26 protein-coding genes and 1 tRNA gene are annotated in these 26587 nt (G+C 41.4%); 12 read left to right on the top strand and 15 right to left on the bottom strand.

Going from position 1 to position 26587, the window contains the following annotated elements:
* The first annotated feature begins 261 nt into the window (after positions 1–261).
* Positions 262–723 (top strand): GNAT family N-acetyltransferase, encoded by a 462-nt coding sequence (locus BVU_RS09950; protein WP_005848970.1) that lies wholly within the window; start codon positions 262–264, stop codon positions 721–723.
* 657 nt (positions 724–1380) lie between these two features.
* Here the strand turns inward: BVU_RS09950 and BVU_RS09940 are convergent.
* The 3 genes from BVU_RS09940 to BVU_RS09930 are packed head-to-tail and all read right to left on the bottom strand — an operon-like array spanning position 1381 to position 6129.
* A complete protein-coding gene (locus BVU_RS09940) occupies positions 1381–2724 on the bottom strand; it encodes a citrate/2-methylcitrate synthase (protein ID WP_005845878.1) in 1344 nt (447 codons plus the stop codon).
* Positions 2725–2736: 12 nt separating this feature from the next.
* Positions 2737–3882 carry an NADP-dependent isocitrate dehydrogenase gene (gene icd / locus BVU_RS09935; RefSeq protein WP_005845877.1) on the bottom strand — a complete coding sequence of 382 codons (1146 nt, stop codon included), beginning with the start codon at positions 3880–3882 and terminating at the stop codon, positions 2737–2739.
* 3 nt (positions 3883–3885) lie between these two features.
* The gene (locus tag BVU_RS09930) at positions 3886–6129 is read right to left on the bottom strand and encodes an aconitate hydratase (RefSeq protein WP_016270900.1); all 2244 of its coding nucleotides are present in this window, start codon (positions 6127–6129) and stop codon (positions 3886–3888) included.
* 171 nt (positions 6130–6300) lie between these two features.
* On the opposite strand from BVU_RS09930, the gene BVU_RS09925 reads away from it, so the two are divergent.
* On the top strand, positions 6301–8193 hold the full coding sequence (locus tag BVU_RS09925; protein WP_011965392.1) for an AAA domain-containing protein: 1893 nt from the start codon (positions 6301–6303) through the stop codon (positions 8191–8193).
* Positions 8194–8376: 183 nt separating this feature from the next.
* Here BVU_RS09925 and BVU_RS09920 read toward each other — a convergent pair whose 3' ends face one another.
* Together BVU_RS09920 and BVU_RS09915 are read right to left on the bottom strand one after the other, a co-directional pair.
* Entirely contained in the window at positions 8377–8751 is a 375-nt protein-coding gene (locus BVU_RS09920; RefSeq protein ID WP_016270902.1) for a thioesterase family protein, read from the bottom strand.
* Positions 8752–8982: 231 nt separating this feature from the next.
* Entirely contained in the window at positions 8983–9849 is an 867-nt protein-coding gene (locus tag BVU_RS09915; RefSeq protein WP_011965391.1) for a PepSY-like domain-containing protein, read from the bottom strand.
* Positions 9850–10122: 273 nt separating this feature from the next.
* On the opposite strand from BVU_RS09915, the gene BVU_RS09910 reads away from it, so the two are divergent.
* Positions 10123–12264: a DNA topoisomerase 3 gene (locus BVU_RS09910; protein ID WP_011965390.1), complete on the top strand. Its 2142-nt coding sequence runs from the start codon at positions 10123–10125 to the stop codon at positions 12262–12264.
* A 136-nt stretch (positions 12265–12400) separates the two neighbouring features.
* Here the strand turns inward: BVU_RS09910 and BVU_RS09905 are convergent, their stop codons facing one another.
* Positions 12401–13828 (bottom strand): methyltransferase RsmF C-terminal domain-like protein, encoded by a 1428-nt coding sequence (locus tag BVU_RS09905; RefSeq protein ID WP_011965389.1) that lies wholly within the window; start codon positions 13826–13828, stop codon positions 12401–12403.
* 131 nt (positions 13829–13959) lie between these two features.
* On the opposite strand from BVU_RS09905, the gene BVU_RS09900 reads away from it, so the two are divergent.
* The 5 genes from BVU_RS09900 to BVU_RS09880 all read left to right on the top strand — a co-directional run bounded on the left by BVU_RS09900 (position 13960) and on the right by BVU_RS09880 (position 16985).
* Positions 13960–14667, top strand: a complete 708-nt coding sequence (locus BVU_RS09900) for a DUF6249 domain-containing protein (RefSeq protein WP_011965388.1) — start codon at positions 13960–13962, stop codon at positions 14665–14667.
* Between the two features lie 2 nt (positions 14668–14669).
* A complete protein-coding gene (locus tag BVU_RS09895) occupies positions 14670–15218 on the top strand; it encodes an RNA polymerase sigma factor (protein ID WP_005845869.1) in 549 nt (182 codons plus the stop codon).
* The gene (locus tag BVU_RS09890; RefSeq protein WP_008667769.1) at positions 15202–15531 is read left to right on the top strand and encodes a DUF5056 domain-containing protein; all 330 of its coding nucleotides are present in this window, start codon (positions 15202–15204) and stop codon (positions 15529–15531) included. The genes BVU_RS09895 and BVU_RS09890 overlap by 17 nt, the downstream gene beginning before the upstream one ends.
* An 81-nt stretch (positions 15532–15612) precedes the next feature.
* Positions 15613–16407: a thymidylate synthase gene (locus BVU_RS09885; RefSeq protein WP_011965387.1), complete on the top strand. Its 795-nt coding sequence runs from the start codon at positions 15613–15615 to the stop codon at positions 16405–16407.
* Positions 16408–16490: 83 nt separating this feature from the next.
* Positions 16491–16985: a dihydrofolate reductase gene (locus tag BVU_RS09880; protein ID WP_005845866.1), complete on the top strand. Its 495-nt coding sequence runs from the start codon at positions 16491–16493 to the stop codon at positions 16983–16985.
* A gap of 3 nt (positions 16986–16988) precedes the next feature.
* Here the strand turns inward: BVU_RS09880 and BVU_RS09875 are convergent, their stop codons facing one another.
* The gene (locus BVU_RS09875) at positions 16989–17465 is read right to left on the bottom strand and encodes an Lrp/AsnC family transcriptional regulator (protein WP_005849015.1); all 477 of its coding nucleotides are present in this window, start codon (positions 17463–17465) and stop codon (positions 16989–16991) included.
* 127 nt (positions 17466–17592) lie between these two features.
* Between BVU_RS09875 and BVU_RS09870 the strand changes: the two genes are divergently transcribed.
* Positions 17593–18879, top strand: coding sequence for an IgA Peptidase M64 (locus tag BVU_RS09870; RefSeq protein ID WP_011965386.1), 1287 nt, complete (start codon positions 17593–17595; stop codon positions 18877–18879).
* Between the two features lie 34 nt (positions 18880–18913).
* Entirely contained in the window at positions 18914–19450 is a 537-nt protein-coding gene (locus BVU_RS09865; protein ID WP_005845863.1) for a GNAT family N-acetyltransferase, read from the top strand.
* A 191-nt stretch (positions 19451–19641) separates the two neighbouring features.
* On the opposite strand, the gene BVU_RS09855 is transcribed toward BVU_RS09865, so the two are convergent.
* The 8 genes from BVU_RS09855 to BVU_RS09820 form a co-directional block, all read right to left on the bottom strand.
* Complete coding sequence (locus BVU_RS09855; RefSeq protein ID WP_005845862.1) at positions 19642–20106, bottom strand: ExbD/TolR family protein; 465 nt, start codon at positions 20104–20106, stop codon at positions 19642–19644.
* The gene (locus BVU_RS09850; RefSeq protein WP_005845860.1) at positions 20106–20696 is read right to left on the bottom strand and encodes an ExbD/TolR family protein; all 591 of its coding nucleotides are present in this window, start codon (positions 20694–20696) and stop codon (positions 20106–20108) included. The genes BVU_RS09855 and BVU_RS09850 overlap by 1 nt, the downstream gene beginning before the upstream one ends.
* Before the next feature lie 43 nt (positions 20697–20739).
* Complete coding sequence (locus BVU_RS09845; protein WP_005849022.1) at positions 20740–21201, bottom strand: hypothetical protein; 462 nt, start codon at positions 21199–21201, stop codon at positions 20740–20742.
* 7 nt (positions 21202–21208) lie between these two features.
* A complete protein-coding gene (locus BVU_RS09840) occupies positions 21209–21982 on the bottom strand; it encodes a MotA/TolQ/ExbB proton channel family protein (protein ID WP_005845856.1) in 774 nt (257 codons plus the stop codon).
* Between the two features lie 87 nt (positions 21983–22069).
* Positions 22070–22157, bottom strand: a tRNA-Ser gene (locus BVU_RS09835).
* Positions 22158–22324: 167 nt separating this feature from the next.
* Complete coding sequence (locus BVU_RS09830; RefSeq protein WP_011965385.1) at positions 22325–23098, bottom strand: TatD family hydrolase; 774 nt, start codon at positions 23096–23098, stop codon at positions 22325–22327.
* 1 nt (position 23099) lies between these two features.
* On the bottom strand, positions 23100–24077 hold the full coding sequence (locus BVU_RS09825; protein ID WP_011965384.1) for a polyprenyl synthetase family protein: 978 nt from the start codon (positions 24075–24077) through the stop codon (positions 23100–23102).
* An 81-nt stretch (positions 24078–24158) separates the two neighbouring features.
* Positions 24159–24842 (bottom strand): energy transducer TonB, encoded by a 684-nt coding sequence (locus tag BVU_RS09820; protein WP_005845850.1) that lies wholly within the window; start codon positions 24840–24842, stop codon positions 24159–24161.
* A gap of 185 nt (positions 24843–25027) precedes the next feature.
* Here BVU_RS09820 and cmk point away from each other — a divergent pair, with 185 nt between their 5' ends.
* Positions 25028–25717 (top strand): (d)CMP kinase, encoded by a 690-nt coding sequence (gene cmk, locus BVU_RS09815; RefSeq protein ID WP_005845849.1) that lies wholly within the window; start codon positions 25028–25030, stop codon positions 25715–25717.
* Entirely contained in the window at positions 25710–26576 is an 867-nt protein-coding gene (locus BVU_RS09810; RefSeq protein ID WP_005845847.1) for a 4-hydroxy-3-methylbut-2-enyl diphosphate reductase, read from the top strand. The genes cmk and BVU_RS09810 overlap by 8 nt, the downstream gene beginning before the upstream one ends.
* The last annotated feature ends 11 nt before the right edge of the window (positions 26577–26587 follow it).

The raw sequence follows: 26587 nt of genomic DNA, 5'->3' as shown, positions 1-26587 counted from the left end.
GTTGGGATAAGATATTTCAAAATTATATTAAGAGCAGTTTATTTTAGATTTTCATCATCTTGGATTAACCAATTGAAAAAACAAATGTTTAGCGTAATATTTAAGGAACAGAGGTAACGATTCAGCAACTGTGCAAATTTCAATAATTTGTGGTGCTATGCTGTCAAATAATTATTTACTATTTTTTCAATAGACAATATTTTGATCTCTTGTCAGTTTTTAATTTTCGTATCTTTGCCACGAATTTCAAACGAAAGTTCTATGACACAAGATAATTCAATTGTAATTAGAGAATATTTGACGACAGATAAAGAAGTTGTCATGAATTTAATTAAATTAAACACACCCAACTTCTTTGCAAAAGAGGAAGTTAATGATTTGAGCAATTATTTGGATAAAGAAATAGAGCTCTATTATGTCTTGCTCGTTGACGGGAAAGTGGTTGGATGCGGCGGGATAAATTTCGCAGAAAAAAGAACCATTGGAAAAATAAGTTGGGATATTATGCATCCCGACTATCAAGGCAAATCTTTAGGTAAAAAGCTTTTAAGATACAGAATTGAGGTTTTAAAGGCTATTCCCAGTATCAAAAAAATAACAGTCCGAACCTCGCAATTAGCATATAAATTCTATGAAAAGCAAGGATTCACACTGAATGAAATCAAACGCAATTATTGGGCTGACGGTTTTGATATGTATAGTATGCAATATAATGAATTATAATTGTAAAATATTCAATAGTAACGTATCATCCCACACGTTATTAACCTTCCGGCATACACGTTACTAACCTTTCAAACGTCTTGTTCTTTTTTTTAAAGGCCTTGTTCTTTTCAGAAAAGAACAAGACGTTTTCATTGAAAGAACAAGAGCTTTTTAAAATTTGACCTGTTGTTTTTTCCCATAACGGCATCTACATGCCGAAACGCCTTATTTTTCCTTCAGATCTTTCAGCCTGCTCGCAAACGCCCTGCCCGTCGGCATTCCGGCTGAAGGATATGCATTGTGAAATGTTTCAGCCGGAAAATATCCTTCAGAAAAACCAATTCCCTAAGAACTGGAAGAACACCGGTCCGGCTGAAGGATTCCCGAGCCCAATTCTTCAGCCGAAAAGCCGACGGGCAGGGCATTTGCGAGCAGGCTGAAAGATTTGAAGGATTTTTCAAGGTACTCTATATAGAGTATTATGAACGACCATATCTCACTGAAAAAAGTAAGATATCTTCGTGGAACATGTACGTGGTGTTACTTTGCTCGGAAACATATCTTACTTTGTCCACGAAGATATCTTACTTTTCTTTACAACAATACAGACCTCATTGCCGCCAAGCTAAAACAATAATACCAAAGCTTATCGCCAACCGAGGTGCCTCTAAACCGTTATCTCTGTTTCAAAGGCACATATTCCAGTTCTTCCAACACATTCTTGTATGCCGGACGAATAATGCGTTTTCCTTCAAAATTCAGCTCCTCATTGCGGTGTGCGCACCACCCCACGATACGAGCCATCGCAAACAAAGGTGTAAATATTTCCTGTGGCAGACCAATCATTTCATATACGAAACCTGAATAGAAATCGATATTACTGGACACCGTCTTGCCGTTATTCTTAATCTTTCCGAACATAGCGATGGCACGTTCTTCCAACAATTCCAGGAAAGCAAATTCTTCTTCCTTGCCTTTTTCTTTTGCCAAATCACGAGCCAATTCTTTCAACAAGATGGCACGAGGATCGGATATCGTATAGACCGCATGACCGATACCATAAATCAGACCGGACTTATCATACGCTTCCTTATTCAACATACGGGTAAAGTAAGTATCAATTTCGTCCACATTGGTCCAATCCTTGATATTTTCCTGCAAATGATGGAACATATCCGCCACCTGGATATTTGCCCCTCCATGAAGCGGACCTTTCAACGAGCCGATACCTGCGGCGATGGCCGAATAAGTATCCGTACGGCTGGACGAAACTACACGGACGGTAAAAGTAGAGTTATTACCACCTCCGTGTTCAGCCTGAAGTACCAACAGCAAATCAAGCGTGCGCGCATCAAGTTCCGTATAATCCTTTTTCAACATATACAGGAAGTTTTCTGCGATAGACAGTTTTTCACGCGGATGACGGATATGCAACGAACGACCATACGTGGCATGGCGCAACATGTTATAAGCGTATGCAATAATGGTCGGGAATTTGGATATCAAGTCAATACTCTGACGCATCAGGTTATCACGCGAAGTATCATCCGCCTGCGGGTCAAAACGGTACATTTCAAGCACGCTACGGGCCAGAATGTTCATAATGTTATTTCCCTCCAACTCAATGATATTCATTTTGGTCTTCTGTTCCAACGGAGTATTGTCATTAATCAACTCACAGAAAGACGCCAACTCTTCCTTGTCAGGCAAATGACCGGACAATAACAGATAAGCCACCTCCTCAAAACCAAAACGTTTCTCCTTAATGATACTATGTGCCAAATCTTCCAAATCATACCCACGATAGAAAAGTTTGCCGGGAATCGGCTTCAATCCTCCACCGGGAATACGTTCATACCCTACTACATTGCCTATCTTGGTCAACCCTACCAAAACACCGGTGCCATCTTCGTTACGCAATCCGCGCTTTACATCAAACTTCTTGAACAATTCGTTCTCAATCCGGGTTGCATTCTTCATATCCTCGGAGAGTTTGTAAATGATATATTCTTTCTTCATATCCGTGAGTTTTTAGGAGTTTATTCTTTCTATTATTTCTTTTGTAAATGCCGACGTGCCAAGCGAGACACCTCCGGGCATAAAACGGGCAAGGTCATGTGTGGCTCTGCCTTCGCCAAAACTGGATTCCAAAGCATTCACTATCAGCTCCGCCGCCTTATTCCAGCCAAAATGTTCCAACATCATGACAGCCGAGAGGATTAATGAACAAGGATTCACCACATCCTTTCCGGCAATATTGGGAGCCGTACCGTGAGTCGCTTCAAAAATGGCATGACCGGTATTGTAATTGATGTTCGCTCCGGGAGCAATTCCGATGCCGCCTACCATGGCAGCCAACTGATCCGAGATGTAATCTCCGTTCAAATTCAAGGTAGCCACCACCGAATATTCTTCGGGAATCAATAACGTATTCTGCAAGAATGCATCGGCTATGCAGTCTTTTATCACCAACTTGCCTGACGCAATGGCATCTCCGAATTCACGTTCCGCCAGTTCATATCCCCATTTCTTGAAGCCGCCTTCAGTAAACTTCATGATATTTCCTTTATGCACCAACGTCACTGACGGCAAGCCATGCTCCAAAGCATATTTACATGCCGCACGTACCAGACGTTCCGTTCCTTCTTTGGACACCGGTTTCACGCCAAATGAAGAAGATTCGGGAAAGCGCACTTTAGCCACTCCCATTTCATCATGCAAAAAACGATAAAACTTCTCAGCTTCCGGCGTGCCTGCTTCCCATTCTATACCTGCATAAATATCCTCCGTATTTTCGCGGAAAATATGCATATCCACCTTCTGAGGCTCTTTCACCGGAGATACCACTCCGCTGAACCAACGTACGGGGCGCAGACACACATACAGATCCAGCGTCTGGCGCAAAGCCACATTCAAGGAACGGATACCACCTCCTACGGGAGTAGTCAACGGACCTTTTATGCCCACACCATATTTCTTGAAAGCCTCCATCGTCTCATCCGGCAACCAGGAACCTGTTTCGTTGAAAGCACGTTCACCTGCCAGTACTTCCATCCATTCTATTTCATGTTCATTGCCATACGCCTTCTTCACGGCCGCATTCACTATGGCTTGCATAGCGGGAGTAATTTCTGCTCCCACTCCGTCTCCTGTAATATAAGGTACTGTCTTTTTCATCTTTTATCTTGCATTTAAAGCAGAGCCGGCACGGAACCAACCTATCTGCTGTTCATTATAAGTATGCTGTACTTCAAAACCATCCTGAGTGCCATCTTCATGGTGTAAAGTCACAGTCAGATTTCTTCCGGGAGCAAAGTCCGCCAATCCGCTGACGGTAATCAAATCATGTTCTTGAATCTTGTCATAGTCCGCTTTGTCTATAAAAGTCACCGCCAACATTCCCTGCTTCTTCAGATTCGTTTCATGGATGCGGGCAAAACTCTTCGCCAGAATAACCTTTACATTCAGGAAACGAGGCTCCATAGCGGCATGTTCACGACTGGAACCTTCTCCATAATTTTCCTCCGCAACTACCATAGACCCGATGCCTTGCGCTTTATACTGCTTAGCCGCGCCCGATACACTCTCATAGGTATTTGTCAATCGGTTCCACACCTTGTTCGTTTCACCATTGAAAGCGTTCACCGCCCCCATCAGCATATTATCCGAAATATTTTCCAGATGACCACGGAAACGCAGCCACGGGCCTGCCATCGAAATATGGTCTGTGGTACATTTACCTTGAGCCTTAATCAGTAAAGGCATATCCGTAAAATCCTTTCCATCCCATGCCGGAAACGGAGCCAATAACTGCAAACGCTGTGATTCGGGATTCACCTTAATTTCTACCTGTGCACCGGCAGGAGCCAAATAACCGGGATTACCTTGAGTGAAACCTGCCGACGGCAATTCATCTCCCTCGGGAACGCTCAATTTCACCTTCTCGCCTTCTTGATTTATCAACGTATCTTTCAACGGATTGAAACATAAATCACCGGCAATAGTCAGAGCCAATACCAATTCAGGAGAAGCCACAAATGCATGTGTATTCGGATTACCATCGGCACGTTTGGCAAAATTACGGTTGAAAGAAGTGACAATCGAGTTTTTGCGGACAGGATCATCGGTATGGCGTTTCCACTGTCCGATGCACGGACCGCAAGCATTCGCCATAATAGTAGCCCCAATCTTTTGGAAAGCATCAATCATCCCGTCACGCTCGGCGGTAGCTCGAATCTGTTCAGAACCCGGATTGACAATCAAAGGAGCAGCCACAGCCAAATGTTTTTCAGCTACCTGACGGGCAATGGAAGCAGCCCGACTTAAATCCTGATAAGATGAATTGGTACATGAACCTATCAGCCCGACTTCCATCTTACGCGGATAACCATTAACCAATACCTTTTCGGCAAACTCTGAAATAGGTGTTGCGGCATCCGGTGTAAACGGCCCGTTGATATAAGGTTCCAACTCGGACAAATTAATTTCAATCACACGGTCGTAGAAAGCAGAAGGATTGGCAACAACCTCAGCATCGGCACGTAAATCATTTGCCACTTTTCCGGCCATCTCTGCTACAGACTCTCTTCCGGTAGCTTTCAGATACACAGCCATCCGGTCGTCATAGGGGAACAAGGATGTGGTAGCCCCCACCTCTGCACCCATATTGCAGATAGTAGCCTTACCGGTTGCCGAAAGTGAAGCTGTCCCTTCTCCAAAATATTCTATAATGGCATTCGTTCCACCTTTCACGGTCAGAATACCGGCCAATTTCAGAATCACATCCTTTGGCGAAGCCCATCCATTCAAGCTTCCGGTCAAATGAACTCCAATCAGTTTCGGCATCTTTAACTCCCATTCCATACCGGTCATTACATCCACAGCATCGGCACCACCGACTCCGATTGCCACCATCCCCAATCCTCCGGCATTGGGGGTATGAGAATCCGTCCCCACCATCATTCCCCCGGGAAAAGCATAGTTTTCGAGTACCACCTGATGAATGATTCCTGCTCCCGGTTTCCAAAACCCGATACCGAAACGCGAAGAAACATCTCGTAAGAAATCGTATACCTCACGGTTGGTTTCCGTAGCCGTTGCAATATCCGGGCCCGCTCCTTTATATGCCTGAATCAAATGGTCACAATGCACAGTAGAAGGTACGGCAGCGGAATCCTTTCCTGCATTGATAAATTGCAACAATGCCATTTGCGCCGTCGCGTCTTGCATAGCCACGCGGTCGGGACGGAAATTCACATAGTCCTCGCCACGTTCATAATTCTTCAGTTGAGCATCATCATAAAGATGTGTATACAGAATTTTCTCAGCCAATGTCAGCGGACGCTGCAACACGGCTCTTACCCGACCTATCTTCTTTTCGAAAGAAGCATAAAAGGCCTTTAACATGTCCAAGTCATATACCATACCTTTTACCATTTATAATTATTACAGTTTTAAATCTATTTTATTTTTGGCAATATAGGAATAATATTTGAATTCTTGTGTAATCTATAATACGTTTAACAAAATAAAACATAAAGTCCTACCTAAAGGATTATTATTATCTTTGCAATTCTTATAGAAAAAAGCATCATTATGAACCAACATATACCCCTTTCTAATATAATTAACAAACTACAACGCAAAGAGTTGTTACTAAAATTAGAATATGATTACGAAAAAGAGACTTTCAGGCAACAGACTGAAGCTATGGGCATCGGGCGCAAAGTGAAACGGGGTATGTGCTGGTATCCTATATCGGCAGGCAGAAGCTATTATAACTCATTGAATCAATTGGTTGTAGAAGTTGAAAGGCAAGAAGACAAAGACATAGAACATGTATTTGAATTCGGCCGTCCGGTATGCTTTTTTACGCAAAATGCATCAGGCCAATTACATTATTTCAATTTTACGGCAACTGTCAACTACGTGGACGAAGACCGAATGGTAATCGTTCTCCCCTCGGCAGATGCATTGCTCAGCATACAGGCAACCGAGCGACAATTGGGAGTACAGCTTTATTTTGATGAAACCAGTTACCGGTTGATGTTCGAAGCGTTGGGACAAGTCCTCAAGGCAAAAGGGAATCGTCTGGCAGAGTTACGTGAGATTTTTCATGGCAACCAAAAGGCGGAAACTTTCAGTTTCGGCTTCACCCGTTTCCCCTGGTTAAACAATACGCAGGAGGAAGCAGTAAATAAAGTGATGCATGCCAAAGATGTTGCTATAGTCCACGGTCCGCCCGGAACCGGTAAAACTACCACATTGGTAGAAGCCATTTACGAGACCCTTCACCGGGAAAATCAAGTCATGGTGTGTGCACAGAGCAATATGGCTGTAGACTGGATTAGCGAGAAACTGGTGGACCGGGGTGTTCCCGTTCTCCGTATTGGTAATCCCATCCGCGTCAATGACAAAATGCTTGCTTTTACCTATGAACGCCGTTTTGAAAGCCATCCCGATTATCCGCAATTATGGAGTATCCGAAAAGCAATACGCGAGCTCTACGGACGTTCGCGCAAAGGAGCGGAACGTGAGAATATCCGACAGAAAATAAACTCACTGAAAGACCGTGCCACCGAACTGGAAATTCGCATCAACGAAGCATTGTTCGGCGAAGCACGTGTGATAGCCTGCACACTGGTAAGTTCCGCCAACCGAATATTGACAGGACGCAAATTCAGTACCTTATTCATAGACGAAGCCGCACAAGCTCTAGAACCTGCCTGCTGGATTGCCATCCGCAAAGCAGACCGTGTCATTCTGGCCGGTGATTATTGCCAGCTTCCTCCTACCATTAAATGCATGGAAGCAGCTCGTGGAGGATTAGACCGGACACTGATGCAGGAGATTGCAGACAACAAACCCGACACTGTATCCTTGTTAAAGGTACAATATAGAATGAATGACGAAATTATGCGTTTCTCTTCAGAATGGTTCTATCAGGGTGAACTGAAATCAGCTCCCGAAGTAAAATATCGGAGTATATTGGACTATGACACACCGATAGAATGGATAAATACGGAAGGAATGGAATGCAACGAAGAGTTTGTGGGTGAAAGCTTCGGCCGTATCAATAAAGAGGAGGCGGCACTCTCCATTTCCCAACTCACCAACTATATCAATAAAATAGGTAAAGACCGTTTTCTGGAAGAACGGATTGATGTGGGACTGATTTCTCCTTATAAAGCACAAGTACAATATCTCCGTCAACTGATAAAACGAGATGCTTTCTTCAAGCCTTACCGACACCTTATCACCATCAATACGGTAGATGGTTTTCAGGGACAGGAACGAGACGTTATCCTCATCAGTTTAGTACGTGCAAATGAAGAGGGACAAATTGGTTTTCTAAATGACTTGCGACGAATGAATGTAGCAATTACACGTGCACGCATGAAACTTATTATATTAGGAGATGCCTCTACGCTGACGAAACATCCGTTTTATAAGAAGTTATACGAATATATCTTGGCGCTGCAAGAATAAAAGAAGGAGGGCAGAACTCCATGACACTCTTTTTCAGATTGTCATTCGTTTTGCTCTCCTTAAATATTTTTTATTAAAGCACGTTCTTCATTCCTCTACTTGATTTCCCGTTATCGGAACAAATAATATTCAGAATCACAAAAGAAGGGAAGCTCTCAGTTGTGGCATAATTTCAAATAATTATTAAGACAATTTACTCATAAACTTCTCTTTGTCCACAATATAACGTACATGTGTACCTTCTCCAATCACGCCCTTGCTATCTTGCGCCCGCACTTCAAAAGTAAGTTTTCTGCCTTCCACCTCTTTTAATACGGCAGTAGCCGAAACCGTGTCTCCCACAGCCGAGGGCTTGATATGAGTAGTGTTCATCATGGCCCCTACTGTAGTGGAACCTTCAGGCAACTCATCTGCCACGGCACTCATGGCAGCATTCTCCATCAACGCCACCATAGCGGGAGTGGCAAACACATTCAAATCGCCGCTACCCATGGTGGCAGCTACATTTTCTTTTGAAACGACAACAGTCGAAGTATAAGTTAATCCTGTTTCCATCATGCTATTTTTTATTCTAAATGCAAATGTAACTGAATATCGTATATCATACAAATCTATTTTTCCACATTCATCTTTTACTCTCTCATCAAAATCACAAAAAATGTATAACAGAAATACAAATTCACACTTCAACTGCCTGCCACAAAAATCATAATGTTTAAAAACCCCAAAGCTGTCCGGCCCTATGAAACATCCGCCTGTTTACCTAGCATAGCCTAGGGGATAATAAAATTACAACCAAACGCCGTCCTTATCTACCTTTACTTTAAGCTCTTTATCGATCTGTTTGTTTTCCAAATCAAGTATATACCATTCATTATCAGGTGTCACCACATAATCAGCATCATCTATCACATAATCTGAATATTTTTCCATAACCGATTTTTTTACCGCTTCCGGTAAATTTGCCACCTGTACATCCCAGCTTGTTCCCATCCATTCATTCCGCTCATTGAAATAAACCTCTTTCTCTTTGTTTTCATCTAAAATAGTAACTTCCTGCAAACCTTTTTCACGTTCTATTTCTACAATTGTCGCATTGGGATATTTCTGCTTGACAATAGCTATAATGCCGTTTGCATCAGGCTGCGGCAAATAATCATCATAATCTTCTTCGTGTCCGGTATCTACAACAGTTTTTACCAATATACCTGTAGACGAATAAAACAAATCCAGCTCGGATTCTCCTTTCTCCACCTCAATGACATAAAGAGTTTCCATTCCCTCACGAGTCAACTTATCCACATCATCCACCCGCCAGTCAGCATATTTGCCTGCTTTATGGGCAGCAAGTACAGGTTCGGGAAGATTTTCATAACGAACATCTGTTTCTGTCATATACCAGGCAGCCGATAACGGATTGAACCATGCAGAATGCTCTCCACCATCCCAATAAAAATCTGCTACAGCATAATCACCTTTCAGCTCCCATTCCACGTCTTTGGCTTGCGGATATTTTGCATTAAATGCAGCCTGTACTTCTTTTGAAACCAAATGTGTGTTTTCAGGAACATCACTATTGTCATCATCACTACAACCACTAAAAGTTAGTGCAGCAAAAGCTGCGAAAAATAAAAATAACATCCAATTCTTTTTCATAATTACATTGTTTTATAGTTTCTTTTTGATGCAAAATTCTTATAGGATTCTGAAAAGAAACTGAAATCATAGAGAAAAGTTCAAAAGACATTCGTCAAACAGCAAATAACAGAAAAACCATACCTAACAGCCCATTTGCACTGAAATGACCTTAAAGCCCCCGATACCTACTTTTAAATTCTTATAAAAGAAGAACTAATAAAGACAAAACAAAATCTCTTCCGAGGTTTTTATTACCTTTGCAATCCTATTTGAACAGAAACGAAAAAAAATATGATAGTTTGTATTGCCGAAAAACCTTCCGTAGCCCGTGACATAGCGGATGTACTGGGAGCAAAAACCAAAAAAGACGGATATATAGAAGGAAACGGATATCAGGTTACCTGGACATTCGGACACCTCTGTACTTTGAAGGAGCCTCATGAATACACTCCCTCATGGAAAGCATGGAGTCTGTCCAGCCTTCCTATGATTCCACCTCGTTTCGGCATTAAGCTAATCAGCGATCCGGGCATTGAAAAACAATTTCGTATTATAGAAGGACTGATGCAAAATGCCGATGAAATTATAAATTGCGGTGATGCCGGCCAGGAAGGAGAACTTATTCAACGATGGGTCATGCAGAAAGCAGGAGCACACTGCCCGGTGAAACGTCTATGGATTTCATCCTTGACTGAAGAAGCCATACGCGAAGGATTCAGCAAACTAAAAGATCAAAAAGAATTCCAACCTTTATACGAAGCTGGATTAAGCCGTGCTATCGGCGATTGGGTATTGGGCATGAACGCCACCCGGCTCTATACCTTAAAGTACGGACAAAACAGACAAATTCTATCGATAGGACGGGTGCAGACTCCGACTTTGGCACTGATAGTAAAGCGTCAGCAAGAAATAGAGAACTTCACTCCTCAACAATATTGGGTACTGGCTACTTTATACCGGGAAACCACATTCTCTGCCATCATCCGCAAAAGCGATGAGGAACTGGCTCAGGAAGAAAGCGATGCTAAAGAGAACCCCAAGAAAGCCAAAAAGGCTGAAGGGAACAGGGGAATTCCTCCCATCACCGATCTTGCTACCGGACAGGCACTTATGGAACGTATCAAAAATGTTCCTTTTACCGTGACAGAAGTAGCAAAAAAACAAGGCACAGAAGCACCTCCCCGTCTTTTTGACCTGACTTCCCTACAGGTGGAATGTAACAAAAAATTTGCTTATTCAGCTGACGAAACTCTAAAACTTATCCAGTCATTGTATGAAAAGAAAGTGACTACTTATCCTCGTGTAGATACTACTTTCTTAAGCGATGACATCTATCCCAAATGTCCCAATATCTTGGCGGGACTAACTCCATATACAGTATTTACCGCTCCGTTGGCAGGACAAAAGCTCATCAAGTCCAAAAAAGTATTTGACAATTCAAAAGTAACGGATCACCATGCCATTATTCCTACGGGACAACCTCCTGTAAATCTGACAGAAATGGAGAAACGGGTATTTGATTTGGTAGCACGCCGCTTTATTGCCGTATTCTATCCCGACTGCAAGTTTGCCACTACTACCGTAATAGGCGAAGCTGACAGTATAGAATTCAAAGCCACAGGAAAACAGATTCTAGATCCCGGATGGCGCGTTATCTTTGCCAAACCACAAACCAATCTGCCAGAAGGTATGACCGATCCCGATGCAGAAGCCCGTGAAAATGACGAAGAACACTCCTTGCCCGCTTTTGTGAAAGGAGAAAGCGGGCCGCATCTGCCCAAACTGGACGAGAAGTGGACACAACCCCCACGGCCATATACAGAAGCAACTTTACTACGCGCTATGGAAACTGCCGGTAAGCTGGTAGATAATGACGAGCTACGCGATGCATTAAAAGAAAATGGAATAGGACGTCCGTCTACACGTGCAGCCATTATTGAAACCCTATTTAAACGCCATTATATCCGTAAAGAACGTAAAAATCTGATCGCAACCCCTACCGGAATAGAACTGGTGGGACTAATTCGCGAAGAACTGTTGAAATCCGCCGAATTAACGGGAATATGGGAAAAGAAACTACGTGAAATAGAAAAGAAAAGCTATGATGCAACGACTTTTCTAAATGAATTAAAGCAAATGGTAAGTGAAATAGTATACAGCGTTTTAAGTGATAATACAAACCGCCGCGTCACCACAATAGAGGAAACAGCAACGAAAACTGCAACAACCTCTACGGTCAAACAGCCGAAAAAAAAGGCAGGGACCTCACGAAAAAACGCTTCTTCAGCCACGCCCGCTCCCACTATCCCATCCGATAACGAATTGGTGGGAAAATCCTGCCCGCTATGTGGCAAAGGAACGATTATAAAAGGAAAAACCGCGTATGGCTGCTCAGAATGGAAAAACGGGTGTACCTACAGGAAGCCTTTCTGATAATCACATTTTCCTTGTACGAAGCCAAACAAATTTGTATATTATAGAATACAAACAAGTCTGTACCCGGAGAAGCATTGCGCCAGTCTATGAAAAACAATATGCACAATCTTCCCGAACAAATCTATGGCTCCTTTTAGCATACAAAAGAAAGTTCTTCGGGTAAATAACCGCTTCGGATACGCCATTCCTGCGGATAGAGGTTATTAGCCCGATTGCCAATGTTCTTGGCAAATCCTAATGGAATGTTTTTATAAGTCAAAAGTATATAACCACGCGGAACAGAAGCATCCAATGTGATCGCTTCTTTACGCAAATAAGCAATAGCCTGTTCATAGGTCAATTCAAAACGAGAGAAACCATCATGATTCAGCAATGTGCTCATTGCCAACGAATGATCCGGTATAACGTCTTTTCCTTTCAACTCACCTATAGTAACACCCGCATGAACAACTTTTAATTCCTGACGGAACAGATCATATTCTGAAAGATGGACATTGGGGAAGGCTATCACCTTCGTGCCTCTTACCTCAAATCGGAAATCCTCCGCCTGCTTTAACCAACTTTTTACTTCTTTGGGAAAAGGAACAACCTGAGACAAGCTCCCCTTTTCTCCTTTTCTCTTCTTTTTTGTTATTTTCTCTTTGTCATCCTGACAACGAATACAAGGAACAACATGAGAAATGGCAGCACTCTTCCTCAATACAGCCAAGAAAAATCCTTCTCCTTTCACTCTATGAGGCAAAAAACGATAAACAGGAAAATCCTGTCCCGCCAAATTTCCTATTATCCCCCATTCCGACGCCACTGGCACTTTCAGTTTCTCCGCACCCAATTCATCAGCAATCCAAGCCACATTTTCCTCATCTTCTTCCCTATTATAAGTGCAGGTACTATAAATCAGCAGACCACCGGGTTTCAAAGCCGGCCATATATCCGCTAAAATCCTACGCTGACGTTGCCAACAAACCTGCACATTGTCCGTACTCCATTCCTCTACAGCCACAGGATCCTTCCGGAACATCCCCTCACCGGAACAAGGCACATCTGCCAAGACAACATCAAACACCTCTGTCAAAGAAGTGAAATCGGCCGGATCGTTGTTCGTCACCACAACTTCTGCATTTCCCCACTTTATCAAATTTTCAGCCAATACCTGAGAACGGTTACGCATCACCTCATTAGCCACCAACAAACTACCTACGGGGAGAACTGAACGCGCATGAGTAGACTTGCCACCGGGAGCAGCACACAAATCGAGCATCACTACAGGTCCGGTAATATAAGTGCGTAATACCTGTTCCACAAACATGGAAGATGCTTCTTGCACATAATAGCAACCAGCATGAAACAACGGATCGAATGTAAAAGTGGACCGTTGCGATAAATAAACCCCTGCAGATGCCCAAAGTACCGGTTCTCCTGCAACTTCCCCACTCCACTTCGTACGATTGACACGAATACTGACAGGAGGCTCCGTCTGCAAAGCCGCTTCCAACGCGCGATAAGTTTCTTCTCCCATCCATTCCAGGGTTCTTGCTTCAAATTCTGATGGTAATTTCATGTTCCTTCCTTTTTATGTTACAAAAATACGATGATATTTTGGGATTATCAGAAAATTTTCTGTCTATTTGCAACCTATTTCCTTATTCGTTCCGTCTAACTAGCAGAAAACAATAATAAAGATATAAAAACATGAAACAGTTACTTTTTATTTTGACCTTACTCATAGGGACTTGCTTCGCAACCCATGCCAAAACAATCAAATTAGTACCTTCAGCCCTTGACAGCACTCGGATGGATACAGTCGTTATAAGCAACCTGCAAGATGTAGATGAAGATCAGAATGCTGCCATGCATGACATTAGTTCGGATTTCGGTGATTGGAATAGCGGTCCTCCTACTTCGGTAGCAATTGTCGCACTCATCATCTGTTGTGGACTCCCTTTCTTTATCGTAGCTATTGTACTTTGGTTCAGGTACAAGAACAAACAAGCCAAATACAAACTGGCTGCAGAGGCTCTGGCAGCAGGACGAACCATTCCGGCCGAACTGTTCAATGACCCCGAAGAACAAGGAAATGCTGTAATGACAAAGGGGATCAAGAATATATTCTTAGGCATTGGTTTGGGAGTATTCCTTTGGGTACTGACAGAAGAAGAAGGATTGGCAGCTATCGGATTCCTTATTTTCTGTATGGGGTTGGGACAAGTATTGATAGCTTACACTACCACTCCACACAAAAAGAAAAAAGATGATCCTTTCCCTCCTACCCGAATAAACCAAGATGAAAACGGAGTCAGATCAATGAAAATTGAAAATATTGAACTGGGACGTAACAAAGAGACCAAAGAAACACAAAACATAAAGAACAATATAGACACTCCCTACAACGAAGAATAAAAATGAGCCAAATCAACGACATAGCGTTGGTAGCACAAGTGGTGGTCTTTAAAAACACCCGGGCGTTTGATACTTTGGTCAAAAAGTACCAATCGCCCATCAGGCGTTTTTTCCTGCACCAAACATTGGGAGATACAGAGCTCAGCGATGACTTGGCACAGGAAACTTTTATAAAAGCATACACCAACTTGGCTTCATTTAAAAATTTGTCCAGTTTCTCCACATGGCTTTACCGTATTGCTTATAATATATTTTATGACTATATTCGCAGCAAAAAAGAAACGTCCGGACTGGAAACTTGGGAAATAGACGCTGTTTACCAAACAGAACAAAGGCAAGTAGGTGAACACATGGACATATATCGGGGATTGAGCCAATTAAAAGAGGTAGAGCGAACCTGCATCACCTTATTTTTTATGGAAGATCTTCCGATAGAAAAAATTGCAGTGATTACAGGAATGCCTGCAGGAACAATCAAGTCCCATTTATCACGCGGAAAAACAAAATTGACAACTTTCTTAAAACAGAATGGTTATGATGGAAAACGATGATACATTAATTAAGAATTTCATGCTTGCCAACAAACATGAAATTGAGGACAATGGATTTTCACGCGGGGTTATCCGCCGCCTCCCCCAACCAGCCCAATGGTTATCGGATATACTCAGTGTAACTTGCGCCATTGTCTGTTGTGCATTATTCTACATTTTCAATGGCTTTGAAATTCTATGCCAGACAATCAGTGACATAGTTACTTCCCAAACTTATTATTTGGTAAGTGATACTAATTTCCAATCACTGGTTATCGCCACTGCGGTTCTTATCATCATCGGCTTACAACGTGTATGCAGCCTGAAATGGTGAAAACTGAAATAGAACTAGGGTCATGCTCGGAAAAAGAAAGATTTTGTGTACTTTTGCAATCTATAAAATGAATATCCGAACATGAAACAATATTTAGACCTATTAAACCGTATCCTGACCGAAGGTGTTCACAAGGAGGATCGCACCGGTACAGGAACCATCAGCGTATTCGGTCATCAAATGCGCTTCAACTTGGAAGAGGGTTTCCCTTTGGTCACCACCAAAAAGCTGCATTTAAAATCCATCATTCACGAACTTCTGTGGTTTCTGCAAGGGGATACCAATGTGAAATACCTGCAAGACAACGGGGTACGCATCTGGAATGAATGGGCCGATGCAAACGGAGACCTAGGACATATCTACGGCTATCAATGGCGTTCCTGGCCAGATTACAATGGAGGCTTTATTGACCAAATTTCCGAAGCAATAGAAACGATCAAGCATAATCCGGATTCACGACGCATCATTGTCAGTGCATGGAATGTAGCCGATTTAAATAACATGAATCTTCCCCCTTGCCATGCTTTTTTTCAATTCTACGTTGCCAACGGACGTTTAAGCCTACAACTTTACCAACGCAGTGCAGATACATTCTTGGGAGTACCTTTTAATATCGCCTCCTACGCATTGTTGCTGCAAATGGTAGCACAAGTTACCGGATTACAGACCGGTGATTTTGTTCATACACTAGGTGACACACATATCTATACCAACCACTTGGAACAAGTAAAACTTCAATTGAGCCGTGAACCCCGTCCCTTACCTCAAATGAAAATCAACCCGGATATCAAGGATATATTCAGTTTTAAATATGAAGATTTTGAATTGGTGAATTATGATCCATGGCCACACATTGCGGGTAAAGTATCTGTTTAGCAGTTATGGTGAATAGGCTGCACAAGCTTATTCATCACTTACCACTAATATCACTAAACATTCACCACTAACCACTCATCACTATGAATATTTCAATTATAGTAGCAATAGCACGCAACCACGGCATTGGATTTGAAAATAAATTATTATATTGGCTTCCCAACGATTTGAAACGTTTTAAAGCTTTAACAACCGGACATACTATCATCATGGGACGCAAAACCTTTGAATCACTTCCCAAAGGAGCACTTCCCAATCGCCGGAATATTGTATTAAGCCGCCGGGAAGGAGCAGTCTTTGCCGGAGCTGAATGTTTCCCTGCATTGGAAATCGCTTTATCCCACTGCAAAGAAGAAGAAGAAATATTTATTATAGGCGGTGCAAGCTTGTATAAAGAGGCAATGCATATAGCCCAACAATTATATATCACATTTATTGATGACACATCCAAGGAAGCTGATGCTTATTTTCCCGAAATAAAGAAAGAGGAATGGAAAGAAACAGGCAGAGAAGATCACCCGACAGATGAAAAACATCTCTACCCGTATAGTTTTATTAATTATAGCCGGATAAAGTAACGATTAATCTTCATCAGCTAAATCGAGGATAGGCATTTGTCTCTTGATAGCCTCATTAAAAGATATAATAGTTTCTGAACGAGCCAAGCCCAATGGTTGCAACTTATCATGAATTATGCTAAGCAAATGATGATTGTTCTTTGCATAAATCTTGATAAACATATCATATTGTCCCGTAGTGAAATGACATTCTACGACTTCAGGAATATTTTTCAAAGCCTCTGTCACTGAATCAAATTGTTCCGGATCTTTCAGATAAAGACCAATATATGCACATGTCTCATATCCGATCTTTTCTGGATCAATAACATATTCAGATCCCTTAAGAATTCCCAGATTAGTTAATTTCTGAATACGCTGATGAATGGCTGCACCGGATACATTGCAAGCACGGGCTACTTCCAAAAACGGAATACGAGCATTACTGGCTATCAACCTCAAAATCTGCTCATCCAAACTGTCTAATTGATGATGTCCCATTCTTTTTAGTTTAATTTTCTGCAAAGATATGACTTTTCCCGACAATATTCGTGCGATTCATAACTTTTATTGTATAAATACCAATAATTTAATAGAATGTCCTATCTTTGCAGAAAATGCAAAGACGATGAAAAAGACATTTATTTTTACCTTGTGCAGTTTATTCAGCATGACTGTAAACGCTCAAAATTTCAGTGATTATTTCGAAGATAAAACACTTCGGGCAGATTATATTTTTACCGGAGATGCCAAAAAACAAGAAGTATATCTGGACGAACTGTCAAGCCTTCCGCAATGGGCAGGACGCAAGCATCATCTAGCAGAACTTCCTTTGGCAGGCAACGGTGAAATCACAATGAAAGACAAAGCAACAGGAGAAACCATTTATCGAACGTCATTCTCTAGCCTTTTCCAAGAATGGGTAAGCGAAGAAGAAGCAAGTAGGATAAAAAGAGGCTTCGAGAATTCTTTTCTTTTGCCTTATCCCAAAAAAGAAGCAGTAGTGACCATATCTCTAAAAGATGTATATCATAAAGTAAATGCCTCACTCACACATGAAATAATCCCCAATGATATTCTGATCCATCAGAGGGGAACAAACCATATTACCCCTCATCGCTATCTTCTGCAAAACGGAAATGCCGCAGATTGCATCGATGTAGCAATCATGGCAGAAGGATATACAGAAAAAGAGATGGATATATTTTATAAAGATGCCCAGACAGCGTGTGACGCCCTGTTCAGTCATGAACCTTTCAAGAAACTGAAGGACAAATTTAATATTGTCGCTGTGGCAAGCCCTTCGGAAGACAGCGGAGTCAGCATACCGGGACAAGGCAAATGGAAATCTACAGCTGTAAGTTCACATTTCAACACGTTCTATTCCGACCGGTATCTCACTACCAGTCGGGTAAAAAGTATTCATAATTGGTTGGCTGGAATTCCTTACGAGCATATCATTATTCTAGCCAATACAGACACCTACGGAGGAGGTGGCATCTATAACTCATATACACTGACCACAGCCCACCATCCTGATTTTCAACCGGTTGTAGTCCATGAATTCGGCCATAGTTTTGGAGGATTAGCAGATGAATATGCATATACCGAAACCCCAAGCCCGCAATATCCATATGAAGTGGAACCTTGGGAGCCAAATATCACCACATTAATTGATTTCGACAGTAAATGGAAAGATATGATTCCGGAAGGTACTGCCATACCTACTCCGGTAGCTACAGAAAATGCCGACTTATACACCAAGGTGGGTGTCTATGAAGGAGCAGGCTATACACAAAAAGGACTTTATCGTCCTACTACCGAATGCAGAATGAAGATAAACGAAGCACCTGCATTCTGCCCGGTATGCCAACGTGCATTAGAAAGACTAATAAACTTTTATACTGCGAAATAGGTTCATAACTTAAGACTAAACAAAGACAGATAAAATGATTGAAATTAAACAAGTAAAAACACAAGATGAGGTTAATTATACCTTTGTGGAAAAATTAATGCATACGGCATTCCCTCAAGAAGAACGCCGTGATACCGTACAGCAGAGAGAATATTCTGATAATAATCCCCGGTTCTGCAACAACATTATTTTAGAAAACGGTAACAGCATTGGTATGATCAGCTATTGGACAATGGGAGATTTTTACTATATCGAACATTTCGCTATTGATCCCAGCCTCAGAAACGGAGGGTATGGAAAACGTGTGCTGGAAATGATAAAAAAACAGTTAAAAGGTCCAATTGTATTGGAAGTAGAGGAGCCTAATGATGAAATGAGCACACGCCGTATTCACTTCTATAAACGTTTGGAATTCACTTTACATAAAAAGCCCTATATACAACCTCCCTACCGTAAGGGAGATAGCGGCCTACCAATGCTCTTAATGACCTATGGAGATATAGATATGGAAAGTGATTTTGAGAAAGTTAAAAAGACTCTTTACAAAGAAGTTTACGGACAAGAGATCTGAACATTCATTCTTCATCTTTTTCTTCAATTCCCTGAGCCACCACACAGGAGTTTGTCCTCAAAAAATCCATTGTACGTACTATTACTAGCCATAGGTAACGGATAAATTCGTCCATAACAAATAGAATGGAAAACATAAAAAAAGGAAGCTGTTAAAAACAGCTTCCTTTTTTATCTATGCTTATATAACTATTACTGACGTTGAGTAGCTGAATAGTTTATTTTCAAAGCGTAAGCTTGACGAAGTGCCTGCTTTACATCCTGTACAATACCCATCTTTGTATCTTTATCAACTTTCAAGGATACTGTCATAAATGGCTGGTCTTCTTCTTTCATATTCTCACGTTCCTGATAAATGTAGTCCTGAACTTCTGACACTTCAGCAAACTTATCATTCAACTGAATACGACTTTCAGCACCCATTTTCTTTTGGAATTCCGGCAACGGTTTACCTATATAAATAAAGGAAACCAACGACTTCTTTTCCAACTTTTCCAATTCTGTTCCTTGAGGAACCTGAAATTGAACCTTCAATGTAACCTCACGCATGGTTGTTACAATCATAAAGAAGAACAACATGGTAAAGATAAGGTCAGGCAATGAAGAGGTATTCAACTCAGGCATTCCACGTTTACCTGTTTTATTAAATTTTCCCATTACTTACCTCCATACTTTTTAGGTTCAGCTTCAGAAATCTTCTGCGGATAATATTCACGAATAGCTTTTTGTTCATCTTCGTTGCACTCATTATAAAGCTTTCCAAATTTAGCTTTACCTAGTTCATTACGAAGTTCATTATACGCAGCAACCAATTCATTTTGCACATCAATATATGCTTGATAGCTAGTTCCAACGTCATTCTGAACAGAGATTACATGATTTTCCGTAATCATACAATCACCCAGCAAAGGAATATTCTTTCTATGCTTTTCAGGCAGATTTTCATCATCATACGGATTGGCTATAAACTCTTTTGCCTTTTCTTTCAATTGCTTCACATCAATATAGTCCGTACCACACATCAGCTGGTTGTCTTTATTCAGACGGACTTGAAGGATGTTTCGTTCCTTTACAATAATATCATCATCTTTCTGATCCTTGTTTTCGGGAGGAGGCGGAAGCCGTCTCGCCAAACCACGGTCAGTATCCATTGATGTTGTTATCAGGAAGAAAATAAGCAACATAAAGGCAATATCAGCTGTTGAACTGGAGTTAATTCCAGGTACGCCTCTTTTTTTTCTTGCCATTTTACTTACTTCGTTTTAAATTATTTAATCAATGTAGATAATATTATCTTTTAAAGATACCGCTCAAGTTTACTAAAGTACCGATTGCAGCCACACCAAACAAGAAATAAATGGAGTAAATCAGCATATCAGTAATTTTCAACCAACCTGTATCAGTGTAAGCACTACCATCGGCCAAAACAACAGGAGAGTCAGAACCCATACCGTAAGAAACGACCAATACTACCACAAACAAGACCAAGCCGATCAAAGACTTTATTGCACTTTTAGGATTATCTCTCAAGGCAGCGCCAAATTGTGCTATCGCACCAATTACAGTTACTGCCACACATATTCCAAACATTGCATACATTAAGTAAATCAATGTTTCCGTATGTTCAGGTGCATTATATTCACCTACCGGATTATTGTATCCTACAAAATAGAACATTCCCAGCACGACAAGAATCAGCGCAAAGCAAATGTACATTATGTAGTAAGACACTTTATATGATAACTTAGCCATCTCCTAATTATTTTTTGTATTTCAAGTTATATTTAGTGATCATATCCAACAAAGTGATAGAAGAGTCTTCCATTTCACTTGTCAAACCTTCAATCTTAGAAAGGATGTAGTTATAGAATACCTGAAGAATCAATGCTACAACCAAACCGAAGATAGTAGTAATCAAAGCCACTTTCATACCACCAGCTACAACTGTCGGAGAAATATCACCAGCCTGCTGAATCTTATCGAACGCCATAACCATACCGATTACAGTACCCAAGAATCCCAAAGACGGAGCCATTGCGATGAACAATGTAATCCAAGAACATCCTTTTTCCAAATAACCGGCTTGAACTCCACCGTAAGAAACAACTGAACGTTCTACTACATCAATACCTTCATCTATTCTCATCAAGCCTTGATAACAAATAGAAGCGACCGGACCACGAGTATTGCGACATACAGTTTTAGCAGCTTCAACATCACCTTTTTCCAAAGCAGCCTCAATGTTAGCCATCAACTTCTTTGTATTCGTTTCAGCCAAGCTCAAATAAATGATACGTTCAATACAGAAAGCCAAACCTAAAACCAATGCGATAGCTACCAATGACATGAAGCTGGCATCACCTTCAATAAATTTGGTTTTTAACTCTTTGTGAAGACCACCACCTTCTTCAACCACTGCTGCTTCAGTAGTCTGTTCTGTTTGAGCCGGAGCTGCGTCTTGAGCCATAACAGGCTGAACTGATCCTAAAGTAAGGACTCCCATCACTGCAAGAATTGCAAATAACTTTTTCATTGTGTGTCTAATTTTTAAGATTAATTAATTAATTGTTATTTATTTGTTTTAATTGTCTTCCAGTCTGTTGTGCTTTCCATTACAATGCGGAGAGAGCGGGATTCGAACCCGCGAAACACTTTTGGCGTTTACACGCTTTCCAGGCGTGCCTCTTCAACCACTCGAGCATCTCTCCTTTTCGGGCGACACAATACTATCTTTTTTAAAATCGGGTGCAAATTACAAAGAAAATCGGGAACTGCAAGCGATTTCAGCTACAAATGTATTCTTTTTTTTCGTCTTACGTAGAATTAGCCCTGCCAATATTTAAATTACCTATCAAAATTAATAAACTTTAAAAACTTATTCAGCCATTTTGAACACTTTTAAAGCATTATTGGCAGTAATTCTATCCACATCTTTAAAATCCAGACCATAGATTTCGGCAAGTTTCATCGCTACATTCTTTATATAAGAAGACTCGTTCCGTTTTCCCCTGAAAGGCACAGGAGCCAAATAAGGAGAATCCGTTTCAAGAACAATTCTGTCTAAGGGGATATGAGGTAAAACCTCAGCCAGACTACTCTTCTTGAATGTAACGACTCCATTGATTCCAAAGAAAAAACGAGCATACTCTAAAACCTGCCCTGCTTCCTCCAGAGCACCCGTAAAACTATGAAAGATACCGCTTAACTCAGTTTTTTTATAAGGTTCCATCACTTCAAACAACTCCGGAAAAGCTTCACGGCAATGCAACACCAAAGGCAGATGATATTCCAATGCCCATTGAATCTGTATATCCAACGCCTTCTGTTGTTCTTTCAAATATGTCTTATCCCAATACAAATCCATTCCCACCTCACCTACAGCCACAAAAGGATGTTCACCGGAAAGCAGCTTTTTCATCTCATAAATACGGAATAACGAATCAGCCCCAACAGAAGTCGGATGAAATCCAATCATAGGAAAACAATACCCCTTATATGCCGTACAGACATTCAACATCGCTTCCACCGTGGTGTCATCAATATTGGGCATAAAGACTTTAGATACTCCGGAATCCCGAGCACGTTCTATCACAGCCGGCAAATCCTCATCAAACTCCTCAACAAACAAATGAGAATGCGTGTCAATCATATTATACTTTTCTATTCATCAAATGACAAACAAAAGACTTCAGCTCTTCTTTTCTTTCAGAAGGCACAGCTATACTTTCCAACAACGAAAGCCCCTCGACATAATAAGCGTTAATCTTTTCTTCACAAATTCCGCCGATGCCTATCTTATCATAAAGAGCTGTTACAGCTTTTATCTTTTCTTCCGGACAAAAAGCAGTAGAAGCTATCCATTTTTCCAACTCCTTCCGTTGTATCCCATCTGCCAAAGCCAACGCATTGATCAGCATAAAAGTCTTCTTATTGCATAAAATATCTCCACCTATATTTTTTCCAAACACTTTCGAATCCCCATACACATCCAGATAATCATCCTGTAACTGGAATGCCAATCCCATTTTGATACCGAAATCGTATAATTTGCGGGCATCATCTTCCGAAGCCCCCCCTAATACAGCACCAATTTTTAACGCAGCAGACAAAAGTACCGATGTCTTTAAACGAATCATCTCCATATATTCGGGAACAGTAACATCATTCCGGGTTTCAAATTCCATATCCCACTGCTGTCCTTCACAAATTTCCAAAGCAGTCTGACTGAAAATATCCATCACTTGCCTCAAATAACGCTCCGGACAATTATTCATCAGCCGATAAGCCAACACCAGCATGGCATCCCCCGAAAGAATAGCCGTATTCTCATCCCAAACCTTATGCACGGTAGGCTTGTTTCTGCGCATATCCGCACAATCCATCAAATCATCATGCAACAATGTATAATTATGATAAGTCTCTATACCTGCCGCTTGTGGTAAAATATCATCCACATTCTCTTTGTAAAGCTGATAGGAAAGCAACATCAAAACAGGACGGATACGTTTACCGCCTAATGACAAGACATACTCTATAGGAGCATACAATCCTTTTGGTTCGCGCACATAAGGCATCGTAGCAAGATAAGTATTTACCTTTTCCAATAACTGGTCTGCAGAAAAAGCCATAAATTATTTTGATTAAGGGGTTCTAGAAAAAGAGGCTGCTTTTTAAAGGCAGCCTCTTAATTAAGATATTAAAGTATTTTATTACTGTAATTTGAAAGTTACAGGCACTGTATATTTCACACGTACAGCTTTACCACGCTGTTTGCCAGGTTTCCATTTCGGCATGGTCTTGATTACACGGAGTGCTTCCTTATCCAAGTAGGGGTCTACACTACGCACAACTACCGGGTCAACGATAGAACCGTCCTTATTAACGACAAACTGAACGATAACCTTACCTTGCACACCGTTTTCCTGAGAAATAGTGGGGTATTTAATATTCTTACCCAAGAACTTCAAACATTCAGCCATACCTCCGGGGAATTCAGGCATTTCCTCTACAACTTGGAATATCTGCTGTTCTTCAGGTTCTTCTTCTTCCACTTCTACCGGAACATATTTAACTTCCACAGCCTGACCTGTTTCTTCAGAAGCCTGAATGGCAGTTTCTTCTACTTTAGCATCGTTTTCAACGATCTGAAGCACTTCTTCTACCTTAGGAGCTTCGGGAGGAGGAGGAGCTTGTTTTTGTTCCTGTTCCGTAATAGGGATAATTTCTTCTTCAAATACGACATCGGTTATACCTGTTTCCGTAGTCACTTGCTTGTCGCGATCAGTCCATTCGAAAGCTACAAACATGAGAGCAAGGATAAACACATAACCGATAAGCAGCCAGGTACTCTTTTTACCTTCGAGATCTGCTTTAGGCGATTTTTTAACTTCCATAAATTGTGTTTTAAAATTAAGTGTTTCTCACTGAGGGCAAATGTAACACAAATCTTTTAAATAAAAAGTATTTTCACATGAAAAATATGCTAATTCATTTTATTTTCATCCGATTTCATAGACATACACCCAACTTTTATCTATCTTTGAAGCGTTTTTAGTAGTCACCTATACATTAATTATATATGAAAAAAATAACTATTGCCATTGACGGTTATTCATCATGTGGAAAAAGCACGATGGCCAAAGACTTGGCACGTGAAATAGGATACATTTATATTGATAGCGGTGCCATGTATCGTGCTGTTACATTATATAGCCTGCAGAAAGGGTTCTTTACGGAAAGAGGCATCGACACCGAAGCGTTAAAAACAGCGATGCCCGATATACATATTTCATTCCGGTTAAATCCGGAGACACAACGCCCCATGACTTTCCTGAACGATACAAATGTAGAGGATGCCATCCGCAGCATGGAAGTTTCCTCTCATGTAAGCCCTATCGCCGCCTTGGGTTTTGTACGTGAGGCTTTGGTGAAACAACAACAGGAAATGGGAAAGGCCAAAGGAATTGTCATGGACGGAAGGGACATTGGAACCGTTGTTTTCCCCGATGCCGAACTGAAAATATTTGTAACCGCCTCGGCTGCCATACGTGCACAGCGCCGTTATGATGAATTAAGAAGTAAAGGGCAAGAGGCCTCTTATGAAAAAATTCTGGAAAATGTGGAAGAGCGTGACCGTATAGACCAAACCCGTGAAGTCAGCCCGTTACGGCAAGCGGATGACGCTATCTTGTTGGACAACAGCCACATGAGCATTGCCGAACAGAAAAAGTGGCTGACCGAAAAATTTCAAGCAGCGATAAATGGTTAACATAGAGATAGACGAAGGATCTGGGTTCTGCTTCGGAGTCACCACAGCTATCCGTAAAGCAGAAGAAGAACTGGCAAAAGGAAACACTCTTTATTGTCTGGGAGACATTGTACACAACGGACAGGAATGTGAACGCCTAAAAAAAATGGGGCTTATCACAATAAACCACGAAGAGTTTGCCCAATTACACGATGCCAAAGTACTGTTGCGCGCACATGGAGAACCTCCTGAAACATACGCTATAGCCCGTACCAACAACATCGAGATCATTGACGCCACCTGTCCGGTAGTATTACGCCTCCAAAAGCGCATCAAACAGGAGTATGACAATGTTCCGGCAAGTCAAGACACACAAATCGTGATTTATGGCAAGAACGGTCATGCCGAAGTACTGGGGCTGGTAGGTCAAACTCATGGAAAAGCAATTGTCATAGAAACACCTGCTGAAGCTGCTCATCTGGACTTCACCAAAGACATACGCTTGTACTCCCAGACAACCAAGTCTTTGGAAGAATTCTGGCAAATCATAGAATATATCAAGGAGCATATCTCACCCGATGCCACTTTTGAATATTACGACACAATCTGCCGGCAAGTGGCCAACCGGATGCCTAACATCCGCAAATTTGCAGCAGCGCATGATCTGATCTTTTTTGTCTGCGGACGAAAAAGCTCAAACGGAAAGATCTTATATCAAGAATGCAAAAAGATCAATCCGAATTCATACCTCATTGACCAGCCGGAAGAAATAGACCGGAACTTGCTCGAGGACGTCCGTTCCATCGGCATTTGTGGAGCGACTTCCACCCCCAAATGGTTGATGGAAGAATGTAAAAAAGCAATCTTAAACGAAAAATAGACCAATAAAAA

The organism is Phocaeicola vulgatus ATCC 8482 (genome assembly GCF_000012825.1).
In the GTDB taxonomy this organism is placed as follows: Bacteria; Bacteroidota; Bacteroidia; order Bacteroidales; family Bacteroidaceae; genus Phocaeicola; species Phocaeicola vulgatus.
This window is presented reverse-complemented; position numbering and strand designations above follow the sequence as displayed.